The organism is Brevundimonas sp. NPDC055311, assembly GCF_053645695.1.
Genome location: NZ_JBSHMV010000001.1, coordinates 643,475 through 666,235, shown reverse-complemented (window position 1 = coordinate 666,235; position 22,761 = coordinate 643,475). Strand labels below are relative to the sequence as shown.

18 protein-coding genes and 1 tRNA gene are annotated in these 22,761 nt (G+C 68.7%); 8 read left to right on the top strand and 11 right to left on the bottom strand.

The features are described from left to right. The 3 genes from ACWIDZ_RS03085 to ACWIDZ_RS03075 are packed head-to-tail and all read left to right on the top strand — an operon-like array spanning position 1 to position 2,674. Positions 1 to 768, top strand: a complete 768-nt coding sequence (locus ACWIDZ_RS03085; RefSeq protein ID WP_453988293.1) for an SURF1 family protein — start codon at positions 1 to 3, stop codon at positions 766 to 768. Continuing rightward, on the top strand, positions 768 to 2,114 hold the full coding sequence (locus tag ACWIDZ_RS03080; protein ID WP_453988294.1) for an ATP-binding protein: 1,347 nt from the start codon (positions 768 to 770) through the stop codon (positions 2,112 to 2,114). The genes ACWIDZ_RS03085 and ACWIDZ_RS03080 overlap by 1 nt, the downstream gene beginning before the upstream one ends. 23 nt (positions 2,115 to 2,137) lie before the next feature. Continuing rightward, a complete protein-coding gene (locus ACWIDZ_RS03075; RefSeq protein WP_453988296.1) occupies positions 2,138 to 2,674 on the top strand; it encodes a response regulator transcription factor in 537 nt (178 codons plus the stop codon). Positions 2,675 to 2,824: 150 nt separating this feature from the next. On the opposite strand, the gene ACWIDZ_RS03070 is transcribed toward ACWIDZ_RS03075, so the two are convergent. Both ACWIDZ_RS03070 and ACWIDZ_RS03065 read right to left on the bottom strand, forming a co-directional pair. Next, positions 2,825 to 4,036 (bottom strand): CaiB/BaiF CoA transferase family protein, encoded by a 1,212-nt coding sequence (locus tag ACWIDZ_RS03070; RefSeq protein ID WP_453988297.1) that lies wholly within the window; start codon positions 4,034 to 4,036, stop codon positions 2,825 to 2,827. An 88-nt stretch (positions 4,037 to 4,124) separates the two neighbouring features. After that, positions 4,125 to 4,200: transfer RNA gene (locus ACWIDZ_RS03065), tRNA-Lys, on the bottom strand. A gap of 197 nt (positions 4,201 to 4,397) precedes the next feature. On the opposite strand from ACWIDZ_RS03065, the gene ACWIDZ_RS03060 reads away from it, so the two are divergent. Then, positions 4,398 to 5,813 carry an amino acid permease gene (locus tag ACWIDZ_RS03060; RefSeq protein ID WP_291776491.1) on the top strand — a complete coding sequence of 472 codons (1,416 nt, stop codon included), beginning with the start codon at positions 4,398 to 4,400 and terminating at the stop codon, positions 5,811 to 5,813. Beyond that, positions 5,813 to 6,166, top strand: a complete 354-nt coding sequence (locus ACWIDZ_RS03055) for an Hpt domain-containing protein (RefSeq protein WP_312218167.1) — start codon at positions 5,813 to 5,815, stop codon at positions 6,164 to 6,166. The genes ACWIDZ_RS03060 and ACWIDZ_RS03055 overlap by 1 nt, the downstream gene beginning before the upstream one ends. 157 nt (positions 6,167 to 6,323) lie before the next feature. Here the strand turns inward: ACWIDZ_RS03055 and ACWIDZ_RS03050 are convergent, their stop codons facing one another. Together ACWIDZ_RS03050 and ACWIDZ_RS03045 are read right to left on the bottom strand one after the other, a co-directional pair. After that, a complete protein-coding gene (locus tag ACWIDZ_RS03050) occupies positions 6,324 to 6,656 on the bottom strand; it encodes a chorismate mutase (protein WP_453988298.1) in 333 nt (110 codons plus the stop codon). Between the two features lie 4 nt (positions 6,657 to 6,660). Further along, positions 6,661 to 7,476 (bottom strand): ferredoxin--NADP reductase, encoded by an 816-nt coding sequence (locus ACWIDZ_RS03045; RefSeq protein ID WP_046652027.1) that lies wholly within the window; start codon positions 7,474 to 7,476, stop codon positions 6,661 to 6,663. A 268-nt stretch (positions 7,477 to 7,744) separates the two neighbouring features. Here ACWIDZ_RS03045 and ACWIDZ_RS03040 point away from each other — a divergent pair, with 268 nt between their 5' ends. The 3 genes from ACWIDZ_RS03040 (at position 7,745) to ligD (ending at position 13,164) form a co-directional block, all read left to right on the top strand. Further along, positions 7,745 to 10,039: a S9 family peptidase gene (locus ACWIDZ_RS03040; protein ID WP_453988299.1), complete on the top strand. Its 2,295-nt coding sequence runs from the start codon at positions 7,745 to 7,747 to the stop codon at positions 10,037 to 10,039. 50 nt (positions 10,040 to 10,089) lie between these two features. Further along, on the top strand, positions 10,090 to 10,515 hold the full coding sequence (locus ACWIDZ_RS03035) for a low affinity iron permease family protein (protein WP_453988300.1): 426 nt from the start codon (positions 10,090 to 10,092) through the stop codon (positions 10,513 to 10,515). Positions 10,516 to 10,629: 114 nt separating this feature from the next. Next, positions 10,630 to 13,164 carry a DNA ligase D gene (ligD, locus tag ACWIDZ_RS03030; protein ID WP_453988301.1) on the top strand — a complete coding sequence of 845 codons (2,535 nt, stop codon included), beginning with the start codon at positions 10,630 to 10,632 and terminating at the stop codon, positions 13,162 to 13,164. Between the two features lie 3 nt (positions 13,165 to 13,167). Here the strand turns inward: ligD and ku are convergent, their stop codons facing one another. The 7 genes from ku to ACWIDZ_RS02995 are packed head-to-tail and all read right to left on the bottom strand — an operon-like array spanning position 13,168 to position 22,593. Continuing rightward, positions 13,168 to 14,001: a non-homologous end joining protein Ku gene (gene ku, locus ACWIDZ_RS03025; protein ID WP_453988302.1), complete on the bottom strand. Its 834-nt coding sequence runs from the start codon at positions 13,999 to 14,001 to the stop codon at positions 13,168 to 13,170. 50 nt (positions 14,002 to 14,051) lie between these two features. Next, the gene (locus ACWIDZ_RS03020) at positions 14,052 to 14,336 is read right to left on the bottom strand and encodes a hypothetical protein (RefSeq protein ID WP_453988303.1); all 285 of its coding nucleotides are present in this window, start codon (positions 14,334 to 14,336) and stop codon (positions 14,052 to 14,054) included. Then, the gene (locus tag ACWIDZ_RS03015) at positions 14,279 to 16,528 is read right to left on the bottom strand and encodes a heavy metal translocating P-type ATPase (RefSeq protein WP_453988304.1); all 2,250 of its coding nucleotides are present in this window, start codon (positions 16,526 to 16,528) and stop codon (positions 14,279 to 14,281) included. The genes ACWIDZ_RS03020 and ACWIDZ_RS03015 overlap by 58 nt, the downstream gene beginning before the upstream one ends. Before the next feature lie 30 nt (positions 16,529 to 16,558). After that, entirely contained in the window at positions 16,559 to 19,780 is a 3,222-nt protein-coding gene (locus ACWIDZ_RS03010; RefSeq protein WP_453988306.1) for an efflux RND transporter permease subunit, read from the bottom strand. 12 nt (positions 19,781 to 19,792) lie between these two features. Next, positions 19,793 to 20,965, bottom strand: coding sequence for an efflux RND transporter periplasmic adaptor subunit (locus tag ACWIDZ_RS03005; protein WP_453988307.1), 1,173 nt, complete (start codon positions 20,963 to 20,965; stop codon positions 19,793 to 19,795). Next, positions 20,965 to 22,218, bottom strand: a complete 1,254-nt coding sequence (locus tag ACWIDZ_RS03000) for a TolC family protein (RefSeq protein WP_453988308.1) — start codon at positions 22,216 to 22,218, stop codon at positions 20,965 to 20,967. Before ACWIDZ_RS03000 ends, ACWIDZ_RS03005 begins: the two co-directional genes overlap by 1 nt. 54 nt (positions 22,219 to 22,272) lie before the next feature. Next, positions 22,273 to 22,593 carry a hypothetical protein gene (locus ACWIDZ_RS02995; protein WP_453988310.1) on the bottom strand — a complete coding sequence of 107 codons (321 nt, stop codon included), beginning with the start codon at positions 22,591 to 22,593 and terminating at the stop codon, positions 22,273 to 22,275. Positions 22,594 to 22,761: the final 168 nt, after the last annotated feature.

Sequence of the window (22,761 nt, the reverse complement as noted above, 5' to 3'; positions counted from 1 at the left end):
TTGACGTCATCTTCGGCCCCTGAACCCGCCGCTCGTCCGGCGTCCCGCCGTCGAACGGTCGCGGGACTGGCGGCCTTCGCCGTGCTGATCGCGGGCTTTTCGGCGTTGGGCGTCTGGCAGGTGCAGCGCCTGGCGTGGAAGCAGGGCCTGATCCGCCAGGTCGACAGCCGCATCCACGCGGAACCCGTTCCCGCGCCGGGACCTCAAGGCTTCGACGCCGTGACGCGCGAGGCGGACCAGTACCGCCGCGTCACGGCCAGCGGCCGGTTCCTGCATGACCGCGAGGCGCGGGTGAAGGCGGTGACGGACCTGGGGCCGGGCTTCTGGGTCGTCACGCCGCTGGAGGATGCGCGGGGCTTCACCGTCCTGATCAACCGGGGCTTCGTCCCCGCCGAGCGAACGGCCCCTGAAACCCGCGCCGAAGGTCAGGTCGACGGCCCGGTTCCCGTCACCGGCCTGTTGCGGATCACCGAGCCCAAGGGCGGCTTCCTGCGCGACAACGATCCGGCGTCTGATCGCTGGTTCTCGCGCGACGTGGCGGCGATCGCCGAGGCCAAGCGGCTGGAGGGAGCCGTCGCGCCCTACTTCATCGACGCGGACGCGACGCCCAATCCCGGCGGCTGGCCCCGCGGCGGGCTGACGGTGGTGCGGTTCGCCAACAGTCATCTGGTCTACGCCCTGACCTGGTTCGGGCTGGCGCTGATGTCGGCGGGCGGCGCCGTTCTGTGGCTGCGCGACGAGCGGCGGCGCAGGAGGGGAGGGCGATAGTGCAGACCCAGACTCTCAGCCGCTTCGCCCGCACGGTTCTGGGCATGGACGCCAACGCCGAGACGCCGGTGTCGCCGGGTGCGGCCGGACGGCGCAACATGCTGCTGCTGATCCAGTTGAGGTGGCTGGCGGTGATCGGCCAGGTGGCGACCATCGTCATCGTCCATTGGGGACTGGGGATCAGCCTGCCGTTGGGGTCGCTGCTGCTGGCGCCGACGGCTCTGGCGGTGATGAACCTGGTCAGCGCGCCCGTCACCCTTCGGCGCAAGGTGGTCACCGACCCCGAGATCCTGCTGGCCCTGTGCGTCGATGTGGCGGCGCTGAGCTGGCTGCTCTACTTCAGCGGCGGAGCGACCAATCCGTTCGCCGCCCTTTACTTGATGCAGGTGGTGCTGGCGGCGGTGTTGCTGCGCCCGGTCTACGCCTGGGGCTTCGTGCTGGCGACCGGCGCCTGCCTGGCCTTCCTGGCGATCTGGCGTCAGCCGCTGGACCTGCCCGCAGGGGCCGATGCGCGGCTGGGCCTGATCCAGCAGGGCGCCCTGATCAACTTCATCCTGATCGCCGTGCTGCTGGTGGCCTTCGTCACCCGCACCAGCCAGAACGTGCGCGCCCGCGACGCCTATCTGGCCGAGGCGCGACAGCAGGCGGCGGAACAGGACCACATCGTGCGCATGGGGCTGCTGGCTTCGGGCGCGGCGCATGAGCTCGGCACGCCCCTGGCCTCGCTTTCGGTCATTCTCAGCGACTGGCGGCGGATGCCCGCCCTGAACCGCGACGAGGATCTGGCGCATGACATCGAGCAGATGCAGGCCGAGGTCGAGCGCTGCAAATCCATCGTCACCAACATTCTGATGTCGGCGGGCGAGGCGCGGGGCGAGGCGCCGACCGTCACCACCCTGAAGGCCTTCCTGCAGGAGATCATCGCCGAATGGTCCGACAAGGCGGGCGACGCCCTGGGCGTGACCCTGGACGGCCCGGCGCCCGGCAACCCGCGCATCATCGCCGATCCGGCCCTGAAGCAGGTGTTCAGCGCGCTTCTGGACAACGCCCATGAGGCCGGGGCGCGAAATCTGGAGGTGCGGGCCGCCGCCGACGCCGGCGGTCTGTTCATCGCCTTCGAGGATGACGGCCCCGGCTTCCCTGCGGCCATTCTGGAGAAGCTGGGCCAGCCCTATCAATCGACCAAGGCGCGCGCCGGGGCGGGGCTGGGGTTGTTCCTGCTGGTGAACGTGGTGCGCAAGCTGGGCGGCACGGTCGTGGCCGCGAACCGACCGAGGGGGCAGGACGGCGCTGCGGGCGCCATGGTGCGTCTGACCTTGCCGATCGACGCCCTGGCCCCGAGATAAGGGGTCTGGAAAGAGGGAATGAGATGACCGACGAGCCCCGCCAGCTTCTGATCGTCGAGGACGACGAGTCCTTCTCCCGCACCCTGCGCCGGTCGTTCGAGCGGCGCGAATATCAGGTCGTGTCCGCCCACAGTCACGACCAGATGGTCGAACTGCTGAAGACGCATCATCCCGACTACGCCGTGGTGGACCTGAAGCTGGGAACGGCGTCGGGCCTGACCTGCGTGCAGACGCTGCACGCCTTCGATCCCGACCTGGTGATCGTGGTGCTGACCGGCTTCGCCAGCATCGCCACGGCGGTCGAGGCCATCAAGCTGGGCGCGCGCCACTACCTCGCCAAACCGGCGGGCACGGACGACATCGAGGCGGCCTTCGGTCGCGAGGCGGGCGATCCCGATGCGCCCCTGACCGCACGCCCGACCTCGATCAAGACGCTGGAGTGGGAGCGCATCCACGAAGTCCTGGCCGAGACCGACTTCAACATCTCCGAGACGGCGCGCCGCCTGGGGATGCACCGCCGCACCCTGGCGCGGAAGCTGGAGAAGCGGCAGGTGAGCTGACTTTTCGGTTTCCGCTCATCCCCGCGGAAGCGGGGACCCAGTAAGAGCTTCATATTCGGAGAGTGGATCGGGGAGCCAAGCATTATACGGCTGCGCTTGCAGTCAAAGCACTGAGTCCCCGCCTCCGCGGGGATGAGCGGGAGGATAGGCTCAGTCCTCTGACATGAGCTCGCGCAACACCGCCAGCGTATCCTGCCCGAGCCTCGGCGGCGGGGCGTCGTATCGCACGGGCGTCTTGGACAGGCGGATAGGCGAGGCGACGGTGCAGACGGGATCGGCCAGGTCGGCCCGGGTCTGCTCGACCGTCAGGCCGCGATGGATCGCCTGAGGCTCGGCGAACACCTGGTCGATGGTGTTGACCGGGCCGCAAGGCACGCCCGCCGCCTCCAGCGCCTGCATCAGACCCTGCATGGTGAAGCCTTCCGTCTTCGCGGCGATCAGCGGCCCCAGCGCCTCGCGCTCGGCGACCCGCAGGGCGTTGCTGGCGAAGCGGTCCTCGATCTCCAGCCCCAGGGCGGCGCACAGGGCGCGGAACTGGCCGTCGTTGCCCACGGCGATGATCACCCTGCCGTCCGAGCACGAGAAGGGCTGATAGGGGGCCAGGTTGGGGTGGGCGTTGCCCATCCGCGTCGGCGTGGTCCCTGAGACGAACCAGTTTGTCGCCTGATTGGCCAACATGGCGGCCTGAACGTCGAATAGGGCGATGTCGACATGCTGGCCTTCGCCGCTCGCCCGTGCGTGCCACAACGCCGCGAGGATGGCGTTGGAGGCGTAAAGGCCGGTGAACAGGTCCACGACCGCCACCCCGACCTTCATCGGCTCGGCGCCCGGCGCGCCGTCGGGCTGGCCTGTAATCGACATCAGCCCGCCCATGGCCTGGATCATGTAGTCGTAGCCGGCCCGGTGCGCGTCCGGCCCATCCTGGCCGAAGCCGGTGATGGAGCAGTAAACCAGCTTCGGATTGATCGCCGCCAGCGAGGCGTAGTCGAGGCCGTACTTCTTCAGCCCGCCGGTCTTGAAGTTCTCGACCACCACGTCGCAGGTCGCGGCCAGGCGACGCACGGCCTCGGCGCCGTCTGGGCTGGCGATGTCCAGCTCGACCGACTTTTTGCCTCGGTTGGCGCACAGGAAATAGGCGGCGTCGCCCGGTTGTCCGTCTGCCGTGGTGGTGAAGGGCGGACCCCAGTGGCGGGTGTCGTCTCCAGCGCCCGGTCGTTCGATCTTGATGACTTCGGCCCCCAGGTCCGCCAGCGTCTGCGTCGCCCACGGCCCGGCCAGAACCCGCGACAGGTCCAGCACGCGCACCCCGTGAAGCGGGCCATAAGAGGAAGGGGCGGGGGGAATCGAGGCGGCGTCAGACATGCCCGCCTTCTAGCAGAAACCGGGCGCAGCCGGATGGCCTCGCGCCGAGGCGCGACGATCATTCAATGCATGAAAAGCAAGGAGACGATGGTGGGTGATCACAGGTTCGAACTGTGGACCCGCTGATTAAGAGTCAGCTGCTCTACCAACTGAGCTAATCACCCGTACCGTCGTCTGCGCCCTTGGTGTGGCGCCGGTCCTTCGCTGCGGCGCTGATGGCCTCGGCGAAGGGCGCTCCTATTACTCGCACCCGGGGGGAGGCGCAAGCGTCAAATGCGTCTTTTATCGTGATTGCATCGCGCGCTAAGGTCGCGCCTTGAATCAGCCGCCGGAAAGACGCGGCGAGGGGGAGTAAAAGATTATGGCGTTCTGGAACCGTCGTCGCTCGATCGACGCGATGCTGGCCCCGCATTCGGGACCGGGGCTCAAGAAAACCCTGAGCTGGCCGCACCTTATGGCGCTGGGCGTCGGCGCTATCGTCGGCACCGGCATCCTGACCTTGATCGGGGTCGGGGCGGGTCTGGCGGGTCCGGCGGTGCTGATCAGTTTCGCCCTGGCCGGTCTGGTGTGCGCCTGCGCCGCCCTGGCCTACGCCGAGTTGTCGACCATCATGCCCGCCTCGGGCAGCGCCTATACCTATTCCTACGCCGCGTTGGGCGAGATCTTCGCCTGGGTCGTGGGGTGGAGCCTGATCCTGGAATATTCGCTGGTCGTGTCGACGGTGGCCGTCGGCTGGTCCGGCTACGCCGTGCCTTTCCTGGCGGGACTGGGCGTCGACCTGCCGTTCGCCCTGACCGTGGGGCCGCACGTCGAAGGCGGGCTGATCAACCTGCCGGCCATCTTCATCATCGCCGTGGTGACGGGCCTGCTGCTGCTGGGCACGCGCGAGAGCGCGACGCTGAACGCCATCCTGGTGTTCGTGAAGATCGCCGCCCTGGTGGTGTTCGTGGCCATCGCCATGCCGCACTTCGACACGGCCAACTTCACCCCCTTCATGCCCAACGGCTTCGGCGCGCCCTTCGTGCAGACGGGGGTGATGGCGGCCGCCGCCATCATCTTCTTCGCCTTCTACGGCTTCGACGCCATCGCCACGGCGGCCGAAGAAACCAAGAAGCCCGAGCGCGACCTGGCCATCGGCATCGTCGGCTCGATGGTGATCTGCACCGTCCTCTATATCGCCGTCGCTGCCGCCGCGATCGGCGCCGCCCCGGTCGCCAGCTTCGCCGACAGCCCCGAGCCTCTGGCGCACATCATGCGCGGCCTGGGCCAGGGCGTCGCCGCCCAGTGGATCGCCGCCGCCGCCGTGATCGCCCTGCCGACCGTGCTGCTGGCCTTCCTGTTCGGCCAGAGCCGCATCTTCCTGGGCATGTCGCGCGACGGCCTGCTGCCCAACCGCCTCGCCAAGATCTCCAAGCGCGGCGTTCCGGCCGTGGTGACGGTGTTCACCGCCATCGTCGTGGCCTTCCTGGCCGGCATCATGCGCCTGGACGAACTGGCCTCCCTGGCCAACGCCGGCACGCTGATGGCCTTCATGGCCGTGGGCGTCAGCCTGATCGTGCTGCGCGTGCGCGACCCGAACCGCGAGCGCAAGTTCAAGGCGCCGCTGTGGCCGCTGGTCGGCGGCATCGCCATCATCGGCTGCATCGTCTTCTTCTTCAGCCTGAAGAGCTCGACGCAGATCTACTTCCTGCTGTGGAACCTGTTCGGCCTGGCTGTTTACCTGATCTGGTCGTCGCGCAACTCGCGCCTGGCCAAGGGTGAAGAGGCTGAGGCCTGATGGCGAGACGCGACCTGTCGGGGGCGGTGGATTTCACCGTCCTCGAAGCCATGACGGCGGGCATGGATGATGTGACGGACGAAGTGCTGGGCCTGTTCGCCGAACAGGCCCGCATGTGGTCCGCCATGCTGGACGCATCCAGCGAAGGCTGGCGCGACGCCGTCCACACGATCCGCGGCGCCGGAGCGGGCATCGGGGCCAAGGCCCTGGCCCAGGTCTGCGAAGAGGTGGAGTTCGGCGAGCAATCCGCCGCGCCCGCCGGGCTTGAGCGTGTGAAGACGGCGCTGGACGCGGCCCTGGCCGATGTCGCCGCCTATCGCCACGAACTGGCGTTGAAGAGCCTGAAGGGCTGAGGGCGACTGTCCTTCTCCCCTTGTGGGAGAAGGTGGCCCGCCAGGGCCGGATGAGGGGTTTCTCGACAATTGATCGTGAATCCGACAGATGCGTGGGCGTGACCCCTCATCCGTCCGGCTTCGCCGTCCACCTTCTCCCGCAAGGGGAGAAGGAAGCTCAGACCCGCGTCTGGTCCCAGGTTCCGAATTCGTGAGCGATGCAACGGTCGATGAGCAGGCGCCAGACCGGCTCGGCGATGTCCGGCGACAGGCCGGCGGGTTCGGCCGCCTTCAGCACCTTGGCCACCACGTCGTCGATACGGGCCTGATCGAAGACGGCGTCGCGGTTCGGCTTGATGCGGGCGGCGGCGTCCATATAGCGCTGACGCTCGGCCAGCAGGGTGACGAGCGCCCGGTCCAGCGCATCCACGCCCTGACGCACGTCCAGCATGGTCGCGCAGTCTTCCGGGGCCTTGCGTTCGTCGATGGCGACGGCGGCGGGAGAGGTCATCAGGTCAGCCGACAAAGGCGCGCTCCAGAACATAGTCGCCGGGTTCGGCGTTCGAGCCTTCTTTCAGGCCGTAGGATTCCAGCAGTTCGCCGGTCTCCTTGATCATGGCCATCGAGCCGCACAGCATGACGCGGTCGCTGTTGGGCGAGAAGCCGATGGGCAGTTGCAGGTCGGCGAAGACGTCGCCCGACTTGATGCGGTCGGTGATGCGGCCCGGCGTCTCGAAGCGCTCGCGCGTCACGGTCGGATAATAGGTCAGCTGGGCCTTGGCCTCGTCGCCGATCAGCGGATCGTCGTGGATCTCGTGGCTGAAGAAGTCGCGATAGGCCAGGTCGGCGACGTTGCGCACCGTGTGGCAGACGATGACCTGCTTGAAGCGGGAATAGGTCTCGGGATCGCGCGCGACCGACAGCCAGGGCGCCAGGCCCGTGCCGGTGCCGATCAGCCACAGACGCTCGCCGCCGGTCAGGGCGTCCAGCACCAGGGTGCCGGTCGGCTTCTTGCCCATCAGGACGCTGTCGCCCGCGACGATCTTCTGCAGGCGCGAAGTCAGCGGCCCGTCCTCGACCTTGATGGAGAAGAACTCCAGCTCCTCGGCCCAGAAAGGGCTGGCGATCGAATAGGCGCGCAGCACGGGTTTGCCGCCGTCTTCGCCCGGCAGGCCGATCATGACGAATTCACCCGAGCGGAAGCGGAAATCCTCGGGCCGCTTCACGCCGAAACTGAACAACTGGTCGTTCCAGTGGCGGACCCACAGGACTTCCAACTCATGGAACGGACTGGCCTTGACGGGCGGCGCGGAGAGGGAGGCGTCGGACATGGCGACTACCTAGGCCGTCAGGGGCGGTTGCGAAAGGGCGCCGCGGCGATCCTTCCGCTCCATGGGGAACAAGGGACCGATCACAATCGGCCAGCCTACCTATAAGCCTGTGCCATACTGCGCTTCGGCCCAGGAAGATGCGGCCGCAAGCCGCAGGGGATTTCAGACGATTCAGACGAATTGGACTCTCTTTTTCTCCCTTCTCCCACAAGGGGAGAAGGACGAATTGCGGATGACGGCGGAAGATTCCGCCTCTAGCTTCACCGCCATGCGCACTTTTCTTCTCGCCTCGACGATCCTGATGGCTGCGACCCCGGCGTTCGCACAATCAACCCCCCAGCCCGCAAAGCCCCCCGCTACGCCTCCCGCCGCCACGGCGCCCGCGTCCTCGATCCTGACGGTCGAGCGGGTGTTCGCCAATCCGTCGCTGGCCGGGCCGGTGGCCAAGGGCGTCAGCCTGTCGCCCGACGGCGAACTGGTCGCCTTCCTGCGCTCGCGCGAGGACGACGTGGACGTGCTGGACCTGTGGGCCGCGCCGGTGAAGGGCGGCGAGCCGTTCAAGCTGATCGACGCCCGCGCCCTGGTTCCCGACGCGGGCGAACTGTCCGAGGCCGAGAAGGCGCGGCGCGAGCGGATGCGGATTTCGCAGCGCGGCGTGGTCGAATATTCCTGGGACGAACAGGGCCGCTACATCCTGGCGCCGCTGGAGGGCGACGTCTTCCTAGCCAACCGCGCCGACGGCAGCGTGCGGCGCCTGACCGAGACGGCGGCGGATGAGATCGACGCCAAGGTCTCGCCCAAGGGCGCCTTCGTCAGCTTCGTGCGCGATCAGAACCTGTATGTGGTCAATCTGGAGACGGGCGCCGAACAGGCGATCACCACCGACGGCAAGGACCTGATCACCTGGGGCGCCGCCGAGTTCATCGCCCAGGAAGAACTGGACCGCGACACCGGCTATTGGTGGAGCCCGAACGAGCGCTACATCGCCCTGCAACGCACGGACGAAAGCCCGGTCGACGTGATCCCGCGTCTGGACATCACCGGCGGCGGCGCCTCGGTGGCCCAGCAGCGCTACCCCCGCGCCGGACGGCCCAACGCCGTGGTCGAGCTGTATGTTCAGGACGTGCAGGGCGGCCAGCGGGTCAAGGTCGATCTGGGCGCTGACACGGACATCTATTTGGGCCGGGTCAACTGGGCGGCGGACGGCTCGGTCGCCTATGTCCAGCGTCTGTCGCGCGATCAGAAGCGGCTGGACCTGCTCAGCGTCGATCCGGCCACGGGCGCCAGCCGGGTGATCGCCAGCCAGACCTCGAACGCCTGGGTCAACGTCACCCATGACTTCAAGGCGCTGAAGGACGGCAACTTCATCTGGTCCAGCGAGGAGAGCGGGTGGCGTCAACTGTATCTCTACAACAAGGACGGGCGTCAGCTGCGGGCCGTCACGCGCGGCGACTATCCGGTGAAGTCGCTGGACGGCGTCAATCAGGACACGGGCGAGGTCTTCTTCACCGCCTCCATGCGCGACGGCAAGGAATATCCGATCGAGCAGCAGCTGTTCCGGACCAGCTACAGGCGGACGCTGAACCCGACCGAAGTCACCCCGCGCGGCGGCTGGTGGAGCGCCTCGGTCAACACCACCGGCACGGCCTATGTCGGCAACTATACCGACGTGAACACCCCGGCGCAGTCGGCGCTGTATTCGATCAACGGCCAGCGCGTGCGCTGGATCGAGGAGAACAAGCTCCAGCCCGGCCACCCCTTCTGGCCGTATGCCGAACGCCAGCAGAAGCCGAGCTTCGGCACGCTGCAGAGCCATGGCGAGACGCTGATGTGGCAGATGACCACGCCGCCGGGCTTTGACCCGTCCAAACGCTATCCGGTCGTCATGCAGGTCTATGGCGGCCCGTCGGGCGGCGGGGTGAAGAACGCCTGGCAGCCGGCGACCAACCAACTGCTGACCGAGGCGGGCTACATCGTCTTCCGCCTGGATAACCGGGGCGAGGGCGACCGTTCGGCCGCCTTCAAACAGGCCCTCTATCTGAAGATGGGCCAGCCCGAGATCGAGGATCAGGTCATCGGCGCCGACTATCTGCGCTCGCTGCCCTATGTCGACGCCGACCGCATCGCCATCATGGGCTGGTCCTATGGCGGGTTCATGAGCCTGATGGCGCTGACCGAGCCGAAGATGGGGCTGGCGGCGGCTCTGGCAGGGGCCCCGCCGACGGAGTGGAGCCTGTACGACACCGCCTATACCGAGCGCTATATGTCGACGCCGCAGGGCAATGTGGCGGGCTATGCGGCGTCTGACGTGCTGGGGCGTCTCGACAATCTGACCGGGCGGCTGCTGCTGATGCACGGCATGGCCGACGACAACGTCATCTTCGAGAACACGACGCGGGTGCTGAACGCCCTGCAGGAAAAGAGCATTCCGTTCGAGACCATGCTCTATCCGGGCCAGCGCCACGGCATCCGGGGCAATGACCGCCAACTGCACCAGTGGCGGACCTATCTGGACTTCCTGGATCGCACCATCGGGACGCGTGCGCCCGCCGCCAGCGAATGAGTCTGTCCTGATCCGGCGGAACCCGGCCCTGCGGCCGCCGTTCCGCCGGAATGGAAAAGCTGTTCAACCATCTGGCGAACACGACGGCCAAGCTGGCGGGACGGCCGTGGACCTTCATCATCTGCCTGGCGGTGGTGCTGTTGTGGGCCGTGACCGGGCCGCTGTTCCACTTTGACCAGACGTGGCAGCTGGCCATCAACACCGGCACCACCATCGTCACCTTCCTGATGGTTTTCCTGATCCAGAACACTCAGAACCGCGACGCCGCCGCCATGCACGCCAAGATGGACGAGCTGATCTATGCGGTGAAAAAGGCCGACGCGGGCTTCATCGGCATCGAACATCTGACGGACAAGGAACTGGCGGTCATCCTGCGGGAGGTCGAACGCCGCGGGCGCGACATCCATGCCGGACAACCCGCGCGGGCGGTCAGGGGCCGCCCGGCGCCGCGCCTCGAGACCGACGCCAAGACGTGAAGACGCCGGGGCCGACGGGGCGAGACACGGCTGCGCGCCTGGCGGAGATTTTCGGCGGCTGACGATCAAAAGTCTGTCAGCGCAACGGTTTGCGCATAGGCGGATTAATCGTCCATGCGCGGCGAACTGAAGACCTATCAGGCCAAGCGGCGTTTCGAGGAGACGCCGGAACCCAAGGGCGCTCGCCGAACCGGGGCCAAGGGCGCGCGGCGGTTCGTGATCCAACGCCATGCGGCGACGCGGCTGCACTACGACTTCCGCATTGAGGCGGACGGCGTGTTGAAGTCCTGGGCCGTGACCAAGGCCCCGTCGCGCGACCCCTCGGTCAAGCGCCTGGCGGTCGAGGTCGAGGATCATCCGCTCGACTACGGCGGCTTCGAAGGCACGATTCCGGCGGGCAACTATGGCGCGGGTACGGTGCAGTTGTGGGACGTTGGAACCTGGGAGCCGCAGGAAGCAGACCTCGCAGCCGCCTGGGCGCGCGGCCAGATCAAGATGATCCTTCACGGCGAGCGGCTGAAGGGCAAATGGGCGCTGATCCGGCTGAAGAGCGACCGCGGCAAGCCGTCCAAGCGCAACAACTGGCTGCTGCTGAAGGAGAAGGACGAGCACGCCGTCGCCGGCGAGGGCGACGCCCTGGCCGAGATCGACGTCTCGGTGACGACCGGCCGCTCCCTGGCCCAGATCGCCGAGGGCGACGCGCAATGGACGTCCTCCAAGCCGACCCGCCGCAAGGCGCCGCCCAAGCCTGCATCGTCGAAGGCGGCGACCAGGGCGAAGCGGCCGCACGCCTTCGTCCCGATCCAGCTGTGCAAGGCGGTCGATCACCCGCCCTCGGCGGCCGGTTGGGCGCATGAGATCAAGTTCGACGGCTATCGGCTGCAGATCGGGGTCGGCGGCGGTCAGGCGGTGCTGCGAACCCGCAAGGGCCTGGACTGGACCGATCGTTTCCCTGAGCTGGCGGCGGATGCGGCCAGATGGCCCGATGCGGTGATTGACGGCGAACTATGCGCCCTCGACGACGACCACATGCCGGACTTCAGCGCCCTTCAGGCGGCGATATCCGAGGGGGATACGGGGCGACTGGTCTACTTCGCCTTCGATCTGCTGTTCGAAGGGGCGGAGGACCTACGCAAGCTGCCTCTGTCGCATCGCAAGGCGCGGTTGCAGGCCTATATCGACCGGATCGGCGCAAAGGGCGCCGGGCGTCTGCGTTACGTCGAGCATTTCGCCTCTACGGGGCAGGCCGTGCTGGAAAGCGCCTGCCGGATGCATCTGGAGGGCGTGATCTCCAAGAAGCTGGACGCGCCCTATCACGCCGGACGCTCCTCGACCTGGGTCAAGTCCAAGTGCCGGGGGCGCGACGAGGTCATCATCGGCGGCTGGTCGTCGGAGGGCGGCCGTCGGTTTCGGTCGCTGCTGGTCGGGGTGCGCGAGAAGGGCGGGATGAGATACCTCGGCCGGGTGGGAACGGGGTTCGGCGAGACGGCGACGCGGTTGCTCATCCCGGCGCTGAAGGCCGAGGCGGCGGACAAGAGCCCCTTTACCGGGGCAGGCGCGCCCGAAGTCGGCAAGGATATTCACTGGGTGAAGCCGAGGCTGGTCGCGGAGATCGAGCACGGCGGCTACACCGAGTCCGGGTCGCTGCGGCAGGCGGCCTTCAAGGGCCTGCGCGACGACAAGACTGCCGAGGACGTCACGGCCGCGCCCCAGTCGCCCGCGTCGCCGCCGGCTTCGAGGAAGGGCGAAAAGGTCGCCGTGGCGGGCGTCGTCATCTCCAGCCCTGACAAGGTGCTGTGGCCGGCGAGCGAAGGGCGTCCGCCCATCACTAAGGCCGACTTGGCGCGTTATTACGAGGCGGCGGCCGAGCGTCTGCTGCCTCACGTGGCGGATCGGCCCGTCTCCATCATCCGGGCGCCGGACGGCATAGAGGGCGAGACCTTCTTCCAGCGCCACGCCATGGCGGGCTCCAATCCCCGATTGAAGCTGATCGACGTCAAGGCGCGCACCCCATACGTCGCCGTGGTTGATGTCGGCGGCCTGGCCGCAGTCGCCCAGTCGGGCGGACTGGAGCTCCACCCCTGGGGCTGCAAGCCGGGCGATCCCGAGACGCCGGACCAGATCACCTTCGATCTGGACCCCGACGTGGGGCTGGACTTCGACGATGTGATCGCGGCCTCCGGCGTGGTGAAGGCGAAACTCGAAGGGTTGGGCCTCACCCCCTTCGTCAAGACGACGGGCGGCAAGGGTCTTCATGTGGTCGCGCCGATCCGCGCCGACGGGCGTTCCCGCGTGACCTGGGAGCAGAACAAGGCCTTCGCCAAGGCCGTGTCCGAGGCGATCAAGGCCGAGGCGCCGGACTGCTTCACCACCACCCTGGCCAAGAAGGCGCGCGGCGGAAAGATCTTCATCGACTATCTGCGCAATGGCCGGATGGCGACCGCCGTGGCGCCCTGGTCGCCGCGTGCGCGGCCGGCGGCGGGGATCGCCTTTCCCCTGTCGTGGGATCAGGTGAAGCCGGGACTGAGGCCTGCGGACTACAACCTGTGGGTCTGGCCCGAACTGCTTGAGCGGCCCGATCCCTGGGCCGATTTCCGCGCCGCCGCCGTCAGCCTGAGACCCGCCCTGCGCAAGATGGGCGTGGAGTGACGCTCAGGCCGTCTTCTTGCGCGGCGCCGGCTTCTTCGCCGCCGGCTTGCGGGCCCCGACCGCCGAACCCTTCAGGCTGTTCTTCAGCGCCGCCATCAGGTCGATGACGTTGGTGTCGTCGGGCTCGGCCACGTCGACCAGGCCCTTGCCGCCCTTGGTCTTGGCCTTGATCATCTCGCGCAGGGCGTCGTCGTAGCGATCCTTGAAGGCGGTCGGGTCGAAGTCGGCCTTCTTCTGGGCGATGATGCGGGCGGCGATCTCGACCATGTCGGCGTCGGCCTTCACCTGGGGAATGTCGTCGAAATAGTCGTCGGCGTCGCGCACCTCGTCATGGGCGCGCAGGGTGTAGGCCAGCAGGCCCTTGCCGCGCACTTCCAGCGCCAGCTGGCGCTCCTTGCCGCGCAGGACAAGCTGGCCCAGCGCCACCTTGCCCTGTTTCTGCATGGCGTCGCGGATCACCGCGAATGCCTCGACCCCGGCTCCCTTCTCCGGGACGACGAAGAAGGGATCGTCCCAATACAGGCGGTCGATCTCGGCCTCGTCCACGAATTTGTCGATGGCGATGGTCTTGGTGCTGTCCAGCCGCACCTTGTCGAAATCGGCGTCGTCGAACAGGACGTATTCGTCCTTGGACACCTCATAGCCGCGCACCAGATGGCTGCGCTCCACCGGACCGGCGTCGGGGTCGGTCGGCACCATGCGGATGCGGTTGTGGGTGTCCGGATTGATCAGGTGGAAGCGCACGTCGGCGGCGCTGGTCGTCGCGGTGTAGAGCGCCACAGGGCAGGTGACGAGCGACAGCTTCAGATGTCCTTGCCATGTCGGGCGAGCGGCCATGTCGGTTCTCCTCGACAGGCTAAATGCCCGGCGCGGAGATATGTTCGCGCTCAGGCGGAACGGTCGCGATAGGCCAGCAGGCGCAGGGCGTTGAACACCACCAGCAGGGTCGAACCCTCATGCAGGGCCACCGCCGGGCCGATGCCGAGGCCGAAGATGGTGGCCGGCACCAGGAAGGCGACCACGCCCAGGCTGACGACCAGGTTCTGACGGATGACCGCGCGGGTGCGGCGGCTCAGGCCCACGGTGAACGGCAGGTGCGACAGGTCGTCCGCCATCAGCGCCACATCGGCCGTTTCCAGCGCCACGTCCGACCCGGCCGCGCCCATGGCCACGCGACCGTGGCCGTGGCCATGGCCGGGGCGTCGTTGACCCCGTCGCCGACCATGGCGACCTTGGACTCGGCGCGCAGGCGCTTGATCGCCTCGACCTTGTCGTCGGGCATCAGGTCGCCCCAGGCCTCGGTCAGGCCGACCTGGCCGGCGATGGCCTCGGCCGCCTTCTGATGGTCGCCCGAGATCATGATCATGCGCTTGACGCCCAGACGGCGCAGCCGCTCCAGCGCATCGCGCGCGGCGGCTCGCGGCGTGTCCAGCAGGCCGATGACGCCCAGATCGCGGTCGCCCTGCCGCACGACCATCAGGGTGCGTCCCTGATCACGCAGCCGGTCTACGGCCATCGCCGTCGAAGAGGCGAGGGGAGCCGCGCCGTCGGCGCCGAACATCTCAGGCTTGCCGATCAGAATGGTCTGGCCGTCCAGTTGGGCCGAGACGCCCTTGCCGGTCAGGCTGTCCAGACTGGAAGCGGTCTGGGTCGCGGCGCCGTTCATGCTGGCATTCAGGCGTTCGGCGCCGTCGCGGGCGATGGCGGCGGCCAACGGGTGGTCGCTGAGGCGCTCGACCGCCACGGCGACCGACAGCAGCGTCGTCTCGTCGACGCCGTCGACCGGGACGACGTCGGTGATGCGCGGGCGGCCCTCGGTCAGGATGCCGGTCTTGTCGAAGGCGATGGCGTCGACCGAGCCCAGATTCTCCAGCGGGGCGCCGCCCTTGATCAGCACGCCGGCGCGCGCGGCGCGGGCGACGCCGGACAGGACGGCGCTGGGCGTGGCGATCGCCAGGGCGCAGGGGCTGGCCGCGACCAGCACCGCCATGGCGCGATAGAAGCTGTCGTGGAACGGCTCGTCCACCACCACCCAGGCGAACAGCAGCACGACGGCGGTCGCCAGCACCACCGGGACGAAGATGCGCTCGAACCGCTCGGTGAAGCGCTGGGTGGGCGACTTCTGGGCCTCGGCCTCGCTGACCATGCGGACGACCTTGGCCAGGGTGGTGTCGCTGGATTTGCGGGTCGTCTCGATCTCGATGGCCCCGGCGCCGTTGATGGTTCCGGCGAAAACGGCCGAGGCGGCGGCGATGGAGGCCGGACGGGCGCGCGCCTCGGCCGGATCGACGACCGGCTGTTTGTCGACCGGCATGCTTTCGCCGGTGACGGGGGCCTGATTGATGCTGGTGGCGCCGCTGATGACGAAGCCGTCGGCGGGCAGGCGCTCATTGGGGCGCACCACGACCACATCGCCGATCTGAAGGTCTTCGACGGGCAGTTCGACGATGTCCTGACCGCGCCGCACATGGGCCGTGCGCGGCGCCAGTTCGGCCAGGGCCTCGATGGCCTTCTTGGCGCGGCCCATGGCGTAGTGTTCCAGCGCATGGCCCAGGCTGAACAGGAACAGCAGCAGGGCGCCCTCGGCCCAGGCGCCCAGGGCGGCGGCCCCGGCGGCGGCCACCAGCATCAGGGTGTCGATCTCGAACCGCTTGCGCTTCAGATTGTCGATCGCCTCGCGCACGGTGAAGAAGCCGCCCAGCCCATAGGCGGACAGGTAAAGCGCCAGCGGAATCCAGCCGGGCAGGCCGGTCGCCAGCTTTTCCAGCACGAAGCTGACGCCCAGGGCGCCGCCGGCCATAAAGGCGAAGATCAGCTCCGTATTGGAGCCGAAGACGCCGCCGTGCGCGTGGTCGTGTTCGGCGTGATCCTCGCCCTCGACGTGGCGATGGGCCTTCTTCTCCGGGGCGGCCGGGAAGGGCGTGGAGGAGAAGCGCAGGCCGTGCGCGCCCAGCCGCTGGATCAGGTCGTCGCGGTTGATCCGGGCCTGGTCGAACTCCAGGCTGACGGCGCCGGAGGCGTCCAGCCCCGCCTCCAGCACGCCGGGCTCATCTTTCAGCGCCGCTTCCAGCGTCAGGGCGTGGCGGGCGTGGCGGACACCCTCGACCCAGCCGACCAGATGGCCGAACTGCTGGCTGATGTCGGCCCCGGCCTGCCGCGCCTTGCGCTTCACTTCGGCGGGGGACAGCAGCGCCGGATCGTAGTGAAGACACAACTGGGCGCCCTCGGGGGCCTCGATCACGTGGGCGTGGGACAGGCCAGGAACGCCGCTCAACGTCTTGATCAGGCGGTCCACGCAGGCGTCCGCAGCGTCAGGCGCATCGGGCAGCAGGACAGGAATGTCCAACCTGATGGTGTTAGGCATGATGGCGGTCCTCTGACCTGTTCCCGTTCATCAGTTCTCGATTCCTTCAGCCTTGCGATGCCGGACCGCCCTGGCGGCGAAGGTCGGCAGCACCAGAAGCGTCAGGGCGGTGGCGGTCAACAGGCCGCCGATGACCACGGTGGCCAGCGGCTTCTGCACCTCGGCGCCCGCCCCGGTGGCGATGGCCATGGGGATGAAGCCGACGATGGCGACCAGGGCCGTGGTCAGCACCGCACGTAGGCGGCTGAAGGCGCCCAGCAGGGCGGCGTCGCGCGGCGTCTGGCCCGCCTGCAACCGCTCGCGGATCGCCTGCATCAGCACCAGTCCGTTCAGGGTCGCGACGCCGGATACTGCGATGAAGCCGACCGCCGCCGAGACCGAGAAGGGCATCCCCCTCAGCAACAGCGACAGCGCCCCGCCGACCAGCGCCAGCGGCACGCAGGCGAACACCAGCCCCGCCTCCGCGAATGATCCCAGCGCCATGAACAGCAGGATGCCGATCAGGACGAAGACCACGGGGATGACCAGGCCCAGCCGCTGCTCGGCCCGCTTCAGGTTCTCGAACTGGCCGCCCCATTTGAGCGAATAGCCTGCGGGTAGTTGGACCTGTTGATCCACCTGCTTCTGGGCGTCGGCGACGAAGCCGCCCAGATCGCGGCCGCGCACATTGGCCTGAACCACCATGCGGCGGCTGCCGTCGTTGCGGCTGATCTGGTTCTGGCCCTCCTTCACCTGAATGCGGGCGACCGAGGACAGGGGGATGGCTGCGCCGCTGGCCGTGGTGACGGGCAGGGCGTTCAGGGCGGCGGGGTCGTTGCGTTCGGCGTCCGACAGACGGACCACCACGTCGAAGCGGCGGTCGCCCTCGAAGATCTGCCCCGCCTCGGCGCCGCCGATGGCCGCCGAGACGGCTTCGGACACGTCGGCCGCCGACAGGCCGTAGTTGGCGGCGGCGAAGCGGTCGACGCTGACCGTCAGGGTCGGCAGGCCGGACGCCTGCTCCACCCGCACGTCGGCCGAACCGGGCGTGTCGCGCAGGGCGTTGGCGACCTCATCCGCCGTCTTCTGAAGCTGGGCGAAGTCGTCGCCATAGACCATGACCGCCAGATCGGTGCGAACGCCTGAGATCAGCTCGTTGAAGCGCAGTTCGATCGGCTGGCTGAACTCGAAGGCGTTGCCCAGCTGGGTCGAGGCGGCCTTCTCTATCCGGGCGATCAACTCTTCCTTCGGCAGGCGCGGATCGGGCCATTCCTTGCGTTTCTTCAGCACGATGACGGCGTCGGAAATGTTCGGCGGCATAGGGTCCACCGCCGCCTCGGCCGTGCCGGTGCGCGAGAAGACGGTCTTCACCTCGGGCTGGGCCTTGATGGCCCGCTCCAGCGCCATCTGCATGGCGAGGGATTGCTCCAGCGAGGCCGAGGGCACGCGCAGCGCCTGCATGGCGATGTCGCCTTCGTCCAGCGTCGGGATGAACTCCCGCCCCAGCAGGGTGAAGGCCAGGGCGCCGACCAGCAAGGCGCCGAAGGCCGAGGCCAGCACCGTCTTGGGATGCGAGACGGCGGCGCGGATGGCCGGTTCGATCCAGCGGCGCGCGTGGCGCAGAAGGAAGGTTTCGTGCACCTCCGCCTCGCCGTTCTCATCGACGTGGACGGTCCTGGGCTCTTTCACCAGCAGGGCGGCCATGGCCGGGACGAAGGTGAAGGAGAAGATGAAGGCGCCGACCAGGGCCAGCATGACCGTGGCGCCCATGGGGATGAAGGTCTTGCCCTCGACCCCTTCCAGCATCAGCAGGGGGGTGAAGACCAGCAGGATGATAAGCTGACCGAAGGCGGCGGGCTTGACCATCTGGCGGGCGGCGCTGGCGGCGACGCCAAGGCGTTCGTTGCGGGTCAGGGCGCGGCCCAGATCGGCGCGCTTCTGGCCCAGTCGCAGCAGGGTGTTCTCGACCACCACCACGGCGCCGTCGACCAGCAGGCCGAAGTCCAGCGCCCCCAGACTCATCAGGTTTCCGCTGATGCCGAAGCGATTCATGCCGATGACCGCGAACAGGAAGCTGATCGGGATCATCAGGGCCGTGATCGTCGCCGCGCGGATGTTCCCCAGCAGCAGGAACAGCACGACGATGACCAGCAGGGCGCCTTCGGTCAGGTTCTTGGCCACCGTCTTGATGGTGGAGTTGACCAGGGCGCTGCGGTTCAGCACCGGCTCGGCTACGATGTCGGGCGGCAGGCTGGCGCTGATCTGCTCCAGCCGTTCGGCGGAGGCCTGGGCCACGGTGCGGCTGTTCTCGCCCGCCAGCATCAGGGCGGTGCCGATCACCGCCTCATGGCCGTCGCGGCTGGCCCCGCCCAGACGCGGCGCCTGGCCGATCTCGACCACGGCCACATCGGCGACGCGCACGACCAGGCCGTTGCGGTTGACCACGGGCGCCTGAGCCAGATCCTCGACGGTCTGGGCCAGGGCGTCGGTGCGGACGGTCAGGGCCTCGCCAGCGCGCTGGATATAGCCCGCGCCGGCTTGGGTGTTGGCGCGGTCCAGCGCCTGAACAAGATCGTTCAGGCTGAGGCCATAGCTGGCCAGTCGCGCCGGGTCGGGGCGGACGGCGTATTCCTTCACATAGCCGCCGTTGACGTCGACGCCCGCCAGACCGGGCGCCGTCCGCATCCGGGGCGCGATGATCCAGTCCTGCACAGTGCGCAGATAGGTCGCCCGCGCCTGCGGCGTATCCAGCCGCTTGCCCTCGGGCGTCAGATAGGCGCCGTCGGGTTGCCAGCCGGGACGACCCGCCCGCGCCGCCTTGGCGTCGAAGGGCTTCAGGTCGACGGTCCACATCAGGACTTCGCCCAGGCCGGTGGTGATGGGCGACAGGGCTGGTTCGACGCCCTCGGGCAGGGTCTCGCGCGCCTGCGCCATCCGTTCGGCCACCTGCTGACGGGCGAAATAGATGTCGGTGGCGTCGCTGAAGATGACCGTCACCTGACTGAAGCCGTTGCGGGTCAGGGAGCGGGTGCTCTGTATCCCCGGAATGCCCGCCATCGCCGTTTCCAGCGGGTAGGTGACCTGACGCTCCATCTGTTCGGGGGCCAGGGCCGAGGCCACGGTGTTGATCTGCACCTGACGGTTGGTGATGTCCGGCACGGCGTCGATCGGCAGCTTGGTCAGCTGGAACAGGCCCCAGGCCGCGACCAGGGTCGTGGCCAGGACGATGAACCAGCGGAAGCGGACGGACGCCTCAATGATTGCTTTGAACATGATCGCCCTCCCTTAGTGGCCGTGCTCGGCTTCGCCCTTGGCCAGTTCGGCCTTGAGCAGGAAGGCGTTGGCCGAGGCGACTTTCTCGGTCCCGGTCAGGCCGCGCAGGATCTCGGTGGCGCCCCCGGCCTGACGACCGGCCAGCACGGGCTGGGCGCGGAAGCCTTCGCCTGTCTGGACGAAGACCACCGTGGCGCCGTCGACTGTCTGCACCGCCTCGGACGGCACGGTCAGGGCGCCGCCGGACTGGCCCTCGGTGACGACGGCTCCGGTGACGGGCGAACCGGCGGGCGGCAGGCGGCCGCCTTCGGGCCGGGCGCGGATCACGGTCGCGCCGCTGTCCTGCAATCCGGCGTCGGCCGCGACGCCCGTGACCAGGGCGTCGAACTCGCCCTGCGGGCCGGTGACGCGAACGTGGGAGCCGAGGCGGACCTGAGCCGCCAGTTGCGGCGGGGCGTTGAAGACCAGCTCGACCCGCGCGGGGTTGGTCACTTCGGCCACGACCGCGCCCTGAGCGACGAAGCCGCCTGGGCCGACCTGAACATTGGTCACGACGCCGGAGATGGGGCTGACCACGCTCATGCGGCCGGACGCATTGGGCGAGCCCGCCGCCGCCGCTCGCGCCCGCGCGGCGCGGGCCATGGCCTCGGCGCTGGCGGCTTGAGCCTGCGAGGCCTCGACCTCCTGACGCGCGACGACGCCCTGATCGGCCAGGTTGCGGTTGCGCTGGTGGGCCTGACGCGCGGCGGTCGCTGCGGCCGAGGCCGCGTCGATCTCGGCGCGCAGCGCAGCGCCGTCGCCGCTGATCAGGCTGACCAGAGGCTGGCCTGCGCGAACCGTTTGACCCGGCGCGATCAGCACCCGCTCGACTGTGCCGCCGACCACGGCGCCGACGGCGGCGCGCGCGTCCACCATGGCCTCGACCCGGCCGGACAGGCGCGTCTCGCTGCCTCCGCCGCGCGAGACGGCGACGACGGAAATACCCGCCGCCTTGAGCTGTTCGGCGGTCAGTTCGACCACGCCCTCGGGCGCTTCTGCGGCTTCGCCTTCCACCTCGGTCTTCTTGGCGGCCGGCGCGGGCGGATCAGACCGCGTGAGCGTCAGGGCCAGTGCACCGCCGCCCAGCAGGACGACAGCGGCGACGCCCGCGATCAGGACTTTCTTGTTCGATGACAGGGTGGACATCAGCGGCTTCCTTCAAAAGGGGCGCGGCCTTCCAGGCGCGCCAGATCGATCTCGGCGCGGACGCGCGCCATGCGGGCGTCGACGGCGGCGGATCGGGCGTTGATCAGGGCCGCGCGTCCGGTGCGCAGCTCCAGTTGCGAGATGCGTCCCGCCTCGGCGCCGATGCGCGACAGGCGATAGGCCTCTTCGGCCGAGCTCACGCCCGCATCGGCGGCCGACACCCGGCTGGCCGAAGACGCCAGGCGCGCGACGGCGGCGGATCGCTCGGCCCCGGCGTCCTGACGCGCCTGCATCACCCGCGCCTCGGCGGCCCGGTGTTCGGCGCGCGCGGCGTCGATGTTCCCCCGGTTCCGGTCGAACAGCGGCAAGGGCAGGCTGACGCCGAAGGTTAGAGCCGTCTGGTCTTCGGCGCCGAAGCGGATCACGCCGACGCTGGCGGTGACGTCAGGACGTCCGTTGATGCGCTCGACGTCGATGCGGCGTTCGGCCGCCGCAGCCTCGGCCTTGGCTGTTCGCACCGTCGGCGCGTCGCGATCGGACCGGGCCGAGGGCGTCGTCGGCGCGTCCAGCAGCCCGGCCGCGATCGAGGTGGCGGGCGTCGGCAGCATGGCGACGGCGGTGAGGCGGGCGAAGGCGGCGTCGCGCTCGGCCTTGGCTTCATCCAGGCCGGCGCGGGCGGCGGCGGCCTCGCTCTCGGCCTGAATGCCGCGCAGCAGGGGTTCGCGCCCTTCCTCCACCAGAGCCAATGCCGCACGGGCGTCGGCCACGGCCAGGGTCAAGGCTTCCTCGGCGAGGGTCGCCCGACGCTGGGCCGCTTCGGCCTCGGCATAGATCAACGCCAGTCGCCCGGCGGCGTCGATCACGGCCATGTCGCGGCGCAGGGCGGCGGCGCCCGCCTCGGCGCGGGCGGCGTTCACCCGTGCGGGGCGGCGGCCCCAAAGCTCCAGATCCTGGCTGAACGACAGGCTGAGGTCGCCGTTGTCGAAACCGGAATAGGGGCCGGAGCCGGCGACGTTCTCAAGGTCGACGGACAGGTTGGGATTGGGGCGGACGCGGGCCTGACGGACGCGCGCTTCGGCGGCGTCGCTCAGAGCCTCGGCTTCGACGGCGACGGGGGTCTGGCCCAGTCGGGCCAGCAGTTCGCCATAGGCGGGCGCGGGATCAGCCCACGCCGGGGCGGCGCCGAAAACGGCGGCCACGGCGAGCGCGCAGCCGGCCGCCAGACGCGGCCGACGACGATGTGTCGGAGACATGGTTCATTTCCAGAGATGATCAGAAGAAGGGCGCGCGAAGGCGCAGGCTTCCGATCAGCCTCTGGGGGGCCGCATCAGTCCGTCGGCGACAAAGGACACGGCGCCGTCGTCACGCAGGAGATAGCGGCTGGCGGCGGATGCGGGCCTGGCGATCTGCATATCGCCGCAAGCCTGGGGTTCGCCGGGATGGTGGCAGTGGCCGTGTATGTCTCCGCCCACGTCGCCAGGGACGTGCTCGGCGCCGTCCTGGGCGTGGTCTTCGGTCAGGATCTGATACGCGACGAGGGAGTCTGGGGCGCAGGCCGCCGCGTCGGCTGCAGGCGCGATCACCAGGGCGGCGATGATCAGCGTCAACGTCGCAAACAGGTTCGCCAATGTCATCACCGACCGAGGCATGGCCGTCTAGGTAGGAGGCGGTCCGATCCAAGGCAATCTGTTATAAGGTTCATGGGATAAGGCGACTTTACGACGGTCTCCGCGGCGCTGGCGCGGGGGAGGACCCGGCGTTTCAAGGCGCAGCCTTGCCGTCTGGCCTCGGCCATG

Excerpts from the sequence above, each read along its gene's own strand:
- ku (WP_453988302.1), bottom strand. The coding sequence starts at position 14,001 with ATGGCCGCTCGCCCGACATGGCAAGGACATCTGAAGCTGTCGCTCGTC.
- ACWIDZ_RS03005 (WP_453988307.1), bottom strand. The coding sequence starts at position 20,965 with ATGTCCACCCTGTCATCGAACAAGAAAGTCCTGATCGCGGGCGTCGCC.
- ACWIDZ_RS03055 (WP_312218167.1), top strand. The coding sequence starts at position 5,813 with ATGGCGAGACGCGACCTGTCGGGGGCGGTGGATTTCACCGTCCTCGAA.
- ACWIDZ_RS03045 (WP_046652027.1), bottom strand. The coding sequence starts at position 7,476 with ATGTCCGACGCCTCCCTCTCCGCGCCGCCCGTCAAGGCCAGTCCGTTC.
- ACWIDZ_RS03075 (WP_453988296.1), top strand. The coding sequence starts at position 2,138 with ATGACCGACGAGCCCCGCCAGCTTCTGATCGTCGAGGACGACGAGTCC.
- ligD (WP_453988301.1), top strand. The coding sequence starts at position 10,630 with ATGCGCGGCGAACTGAAGACCTATCAGGCCAAGCGGCGTTTCGAGGAG.
- ACWIDZ_RS03070 (WP_453988297.1), bottom strand. The coding sequence starts at position 4,036 with ATGTCTGACGCCGCCTCGATTCCCCCCGCCCCTTCCTCTTATGGCCCG.
- ACWIDZ_RS03060 (WP_291776491.1), top strand. The coding sequence starts at position 4,398 with ATGGCGTTCTGGAACCGTCGTCGCTCGATCGACGCGATGCTGGCCCCG.
- ACWIDZ_RS03040 (WP_453988299.1), top strand. The coding sequence starts at position 7,745 with ATGCGCACTTTTCTTCTCGCCTCGACGATCCTGATGGCTGCGACCCCG.
- ACWIDZ_RS03010 (WP_453988306.1), bottom strand. The coding sequence starts at position 19,780 with ATGTTCAAAGCAATCATTGAGGCGTCCGTCCGCTTCCGCTGGTTCATC.
- ACWIDZ_RS03000 (WP_453988308.1), bottom strand. The coding sequence starts at position 22,218 with ATGTCTCCGACACATCGTCGTCGGCCGCGTCTGGCGGCCGGCTGCGCG.
- ACWIDZ_RS03015 (WP_453988304.1), bottom strand. The coding sequence starts at position 16,528 with ATGCCTAACACCATCAGGTTGGACATTCCTGTCCTGCTGCCCGATGCG.
- ACWIDZ_RS03050 (WP_453988298.1), bottom strand. The coding sequence starts at position 6,656 with ATGACCTCTCCCGCCGCCGTCGCCATCGACGAACGCAAGGCCCCGGAA.
- ACWIDZ_RS03035 (WP_453988300.1), top strand. The coding sequence starts at position 10,090 with ATGGAAAAGCTGTTCAACCATCTGGCGAACACGACGGCCAAGCTGGCG.